Source organism: Bacillus sp. 05T31, assembly GCF_056396725.1.
Genome location: NZ_JBFTMA010000260.1, coordinates 1 through 5,420 on the forward strand (window position 1 = coordinate 1; position 5,420 = coordinate 5,420).

4 protein-coding genes are annotated in these 5,420 nt (G+C 34.9%); all 4 read left to right on the forward strand.

What is annotated here, in order from left to right; genetic code table 11:
• On the forward strand, positions 1 to 881 hold an 881-nt coding region (locus AC1DJR_RS16255), incomplete at its 5' end, for an extracellular solute-binding protein (RefSeq protein WP_477003020.1).
• 434 nt (positions 882 to 1,315) lie between these two features.
• The gene (locus AC1DJR_RS16260) at positions 1,316 to 2,650 is read left to right on the forward strand and encodes an ABC transporter substrate-binding protein (RefSeq protein ID WP_477003021.1); all 1,335 of its coding nucleotides are present in this window, start codon (positions 1,316 to 1,318) and stop codon (positions 2,648 to 2,650) included.
• 82 nt (positions 2,651 to 2,732) lie between these two features.
• A complete protein-coding gene (locus tag AC1DJR_RS16265) occupies positions 2,733 to 3,695 on the forward strand; it encodes a hypothetical protein (protein ID WP_477003022.1) in 963 nt (320 codons plus the stop codon).
• A gap of 374 nt (positions 3,696 to 4,069) precedes the next feature.
• Positions 4,070 to 5,167: an ABC transporter ATP-binding protein gene (locus AC1DJR_RS16270; protein ID WP_002193471.1), complete on the forward strand. Its 1,098-nt coding sequence runs from the start codon at positions 4,070 to 4,072 to the stop codon at positions 5,165 to 5,167.
• Positions 5,168 to 5,420 lie beyond the last annotated feature (253 nt).

Consider the following 5,420-nt stretch of genomic DNA (forward strand, 5'->3'; position numbering starts at 1 on the left):
GTATTCCAGCATATTTTTGGTTAAGCGGACTGCTGGGGAACGATACAGCGATACAACAATCTGGAGTGAAAATAAATGACAAAGAGTGGACTTGGAGTGAATTCACAAGTATCGGAAAAGAATTAGTAAACAAAGGACCACTTAAACATGTTATGAATGGTATAGAGCCAGAATATATGTTGAAACTTCTGGTGCAAGATCATTACGCTGAGTTAGTAGATAAAGCAAGTGGAAAAGCAAATTTTCAGTCTGATTTATTTGTACAGATGTTGGAAAACGTAAAGAAGATGTATGRCGAGAAAATAATCACTGAAGACGGCCTGCCTGTAAAAGAAACATATTTTTCTCCAATGCAAATCATGTCGGTAAAAAATTATTTCAATTTTGGAAATAGATTGGATATAACAGGGGCAAAAACGTATCAAAGCCCACATATAGCTGGGCAAAAAAGGGGAATTGCATTTACACCTGAAACAACAGTAGGTATAAATGCGAAATCTCCAGTTAAAAAGCAAGCATGGGATTTTCTTAAATTTTTAATATCTGAGGAGATCCAAAAGAAATGGTGTGACTATTCAGATGACATTTCAAGTCGCGTTCCAAGTAACTTTCCAATTCATAAAGCTGTATATGAACAACAAATCAAAGCACTGAAGGAAAAAGGAAAAATTGAGGATCCAGATGGTGATATTAACGTTACCGAGAATGATATACAAGAATTAGAGAAAATGGTTGCTGAAATAAGCGTCCAAGCTTCAGAAGGCACTAAAGTTGAATCCATTATTGCAGAGGAGTCCAAGTCCTACTTTAGTGGTCAAAAATCAGCTAAGGATGTAGCAGTACTGATTCAAAACCGAGTGACAACATATATAAACGAATAAGCTGTATATATTTCACAACAAGTAGTAGCAATTAAAGCAAAAATATAAATAACTAGCAAAACAAGGATTAAAATTGAAGCGAAATAAAATGATTCTGAGGTTATGTAGCAGTATAGTGCTAACTGCTATCAAAAAATAAATGTAATTACTCAGGGACATATTCAATAAACCATGTCATACATGGTGACAATGGTGCACGGTTTCATAGAAAATCCTAACAAATAAGAGAAACTGCACAAAATGGGACGGCAGTTTCTCTTATTCTACTTCTTGAGCTCAAGGAACCATTCCGATTTCCTATAAATACAGACTCGCCCTCTAAATCTATCCCAATAGAGTTTCCGAAGTATTATTGTTTGTTTGGGTAGATGAGAAAAAGTGTGTGAAGTTCAACGTGAATACGTAAAATAACAAAAATAAGGAGARAATTTAAAATGAAAAAGGTTTGTATGATGYTAGTAGCAAGTCTATCAATCAGCTKYATGGCAGGTTGYGGAAATAGTRATAGCAAAGGTGAAAGAAAAACAAAAGATGGAAAAACGATAGTCGAAGTRTCGACTTTARGKGAYACWAGGTYCCTAAAAYAKGCMGAGAAACTATATGAACAAAARAATCCTAAAATAGACATCCAGATAAAAGGAGCATTTCCAGAAAGTAGATCAGATGAAAGTGGATCCAAAGGAGGAGGATCAAAGATAGATGAGACCTCCATAGAGAAAACGATTAGTAAGGTGAATACAGAATTKTTAKCWGGTAAAGGRTCYGATGTGATTGTACTAGACAGCTTACCTGCGGACAAGTATGTGAAGAAAGGATTACTTACAGACTTAAGTGAAATGATGGAACAGGATAAATCTTTTGATAAAAATCAATATTTTAATAACGTTTTAGATAATTCAAAAACAAACCAAAAACTTTATGGTATTCCATTATATTTTTGGTTAAGTGGCTTGCTTGGGGACGATACAGCGATACAACAATCTGGAGTAAAAGTGAATGACAAAGAGTGGACTTGGAGTGAGTTCACAAGCATTGGAAAAGAGTTATCAAGCAAAGGAACAGATAAAAAGGTTATTGGGAATACTCCTCCGGAACAAATGCTGCAATTTCTGGTGCAAGATCATTACAATGAGCTAGTAGATAAAGCTAGTGGAAAAGCAAAGTTCGAGTCTGATTTATTTGTACAGATGCTGGAAGACGTAAAGAAGATGTATGACGAGAAAATAGCCACTGCAGATCCTGTTAATTTAGGAGAATCATATTTTAACCTTCTACCAATGATCATGTCGGTAGAAGACTATTTCAGTACGGGAGCTGCATTTGGTATAACAGGGACAAAGGTATATCAAAAACCACATATAGCTGGACAAAAAAAGGGAGTTGCTTTTACACCGTACACAACAGTAGGTATAAATGCGAAATCACCGGTTAAAAAGGAATCGTGGGATTTTCTTAAGTTTTTAATGTCTGATGAGGTCCAAAGTAAAGCGAATGCATTTCCAATTAATAAAGCTGTATATGAACAGCAAATCAAAACATTGAAGGAAAAAGGAAAACTGGAGCATCCCAATGGTCCTATTAACGTTACTGAGAGTGATATACAAGGATTAGAGGAAATGGTTGCTGAAATAAGCGTCCAGGCTCCAGAAGGCACTAAAATTGAATCCATTATTGCTGAGGAATCCAAGCCTTACTTTAGTGGCCAAAAATCAGCTAAGGACGTAGCAGCCCTGATTCAAAATCGAGTGACGACATTTATAAACGAATAATCTGTATATATTTCACGACAGGTAATAGCAATTAAAATAAATATAACTAGCAAAGTGGGGATTAGAATTGAAAAGGAATAAAATGATTCTGATGTTATGTAGCGGTATATTACTAACAGGTATGGTTGCATGTAGTAACAAAGGTGATGAGAATCCGGTGAAACCTGTTGCTCAAAATACGAATGCAGAGAAAAAAGAGTCATCTGTTGAACTTTCAAAAGATGATCGAGATACGAGTGCGGAGAAAAAGGAATCACCTGTTGAGGAAACCAAACTCTCTATAGAAGATACACTCTCAAAAGAAGATCAAGAAATTGTTGACGTATTGTTTAATTCGGTCCCTGAAATAAAAAGTTATTATCAAAAAGACAAACAAGATTACACGGTTTCACTAACAGCAGAAGTTACAAAACCCAATCCAAATTTAGCAGATAAAAATATGAAAGAATACTATAAAGTGCATTTTGAAGGAAAAGTATTAGGTGGTTGGGAGTTTTATGTGAAACCAGATAGTAAAGAGGTTCTATTTAAAGGGATATTTGTAGGGAATAAGGGCTTCTATACTCTTGAAGAGTTCAAAAAAGAAGCCAATGAAGTGGATGATTTCTATGAAAAACTGAAAAAGAAAGTTCCTGAGTTTAGAAAAAATGTGAAAACAACTGTTGCTAAAAAACTACAAAGTAAAGTAGCGAAAAAGCAAGAAATTAGTGATGAAGAAATCCTAGCATATCTAGATGAGGTTGCGGAACCGGAGTTTACAGTATGGAACCAAGCTATGGGGCAAAAAGGACTAGACATTAAAAAAGATAGAAAAGTAATTAAACCAGATCCAAGTGCAAAAGATCCACTGAAGAAGGACTTTTATCAAGTTGAAATGTTAAAAGAAACTATTCATATTAAACCAACTTTTGAAGAAAAAGACATATATCTTGTTCGGGATCAACCTATTGAGAAGTCGGGGAAAGAAGTAAATTCAGTACAAGTTTCTCGTTTTATAGCATTTTCTATGGAAGCGATTAGCCAGAATGAAGCTACCAAAAAATAAATGTAACTATTCAGTTACTAAATAAGATGACGTACTCAATAAACCATGTCATATACTATGACAAAGGGGACTAAAAGCCCACGATAAATAAGAGGAACTGCACAAAATTGAATGGTAGTTTCTCTTATTTTATTTCTTAAGCCCAAGGAATCATGCCTTTTTTTATACTGCTCTCATAGGTTGAAATAAAGACTGGTCCCCTTAATTTATCCAATAGAGTTTCTGAATATGATTGTTCGTTCGGGTAGATGAGAAAAAGCGTTTGAGGTTCACATGAATACGTAAATTTTGAATTCATACGATATCTTTAAAAATGCCAGGAAAACAAAAATGATAAAAACATATATAGTTCTTTTATTACAGGAGGCAACAACATGACAGAGGTAGTATTAAAAAATATTTATAAAATATATGACAATAACGTGCCAGCGGTAGAGGATTTTAATCTTCATATTCAAGACAAAGAATTTATAGTCTTTGTTGGTCCTTCTGGATGTGGTAAATCGACCACTTTACGTATGATTGCTGGATTAGAGGACATTTCACAAGGAGATTTATACATTGACGAAAAATATGTGAATGACGTACCACCAAAGGATCGTGACATCGCAATGGTTTTCCAAAATTATGCCCTCTATCCTCATATGACCGTGTATGATAATATGGCATTTGGCTTGAAAATTCGTAAGTTACCAAAAGATGAAATCGAGCGTCGTGTTCACGACGCAGCAAGAATTCTTGGATTAGAAGAACTGTTAAAGCGGAAACCAAACGCGTTATCCGGTGGTCAGAGACAACGTGTTGCTTTAGGGCGCGCCATTGTACGTGATGCAAAAGTATTTTTAATGGATGAGCCATTATCAAATCTAGATGCAAAGCTACGTGTTACCATGCGCTCTGAAATTTCAAAACTGCATCATCGCTTACAAACAACAACTATTTATGTTACGCATGATCAAACAGAGGCAATGACAATGGCAACGCGCCTGGTAGTTATGAAAGATGGACGGATACAACAAGTTGGTACACCAAAAGAAGTATATGAATATCCTGAAAACGTATTTGTTGGTGGATTTATTGGTTCACCAGCCATGAATTTCTTTAGGGGAAAAGTGGAGAATGGAAAATTTATTTTAGGTCATATCAAACTAAGTATTCCAGAAAAAAAATTAGAAGCACTACGTGAACAATGTTATGAAAATAAAAACATAATTCTTGGCATTCGTCCGGAACATATCTATGATGAGCCAAGCATGTTAGAAACATCGCCGGAYAATATGATAAATATAAAAATTGAAGTGGCAGAATTACTTGGAGCCGAATCGATGATTTATGCTACGTTACACAATCAATCATTCATTGCACGTTTAGATACACGTAATGATTATCAAACAGGCGAATCTATGCAACTTGAATTTGACATGGACAAAGTACATTTCTTTGATGCTGAAACACAGCTACGTATTAAATAAATTAGTATCTTTGTGCACCAGAACTCACTATATGATTTGGGGGATTATGCACGTTTAGACACAAATGAACCTATTTTCTTTACGTTAAGGAAAAGGCAAACACGTTATTAAAATAAATAAAAAAGTGTAGAACATCCGTTCTACACTTTTTTCTGTAAATAGAAATAAAATAGCACACCATCTGCGGTATTATATACCCCATACTCAGCTCCATGAAGTTCTAAAATATTTTTTGAAATGGCAAGTCCAAGAC

What these genes read in the sequence shown, in the direction of transcription:
- AC1DJR_RS16265 (WP_477003022.1), top strand. Translation starts at nt 2,733, where the DNA reads ATGATTCTGATGTTATGTAGCGGTATATTACTAACAGGTATGGTTGCA.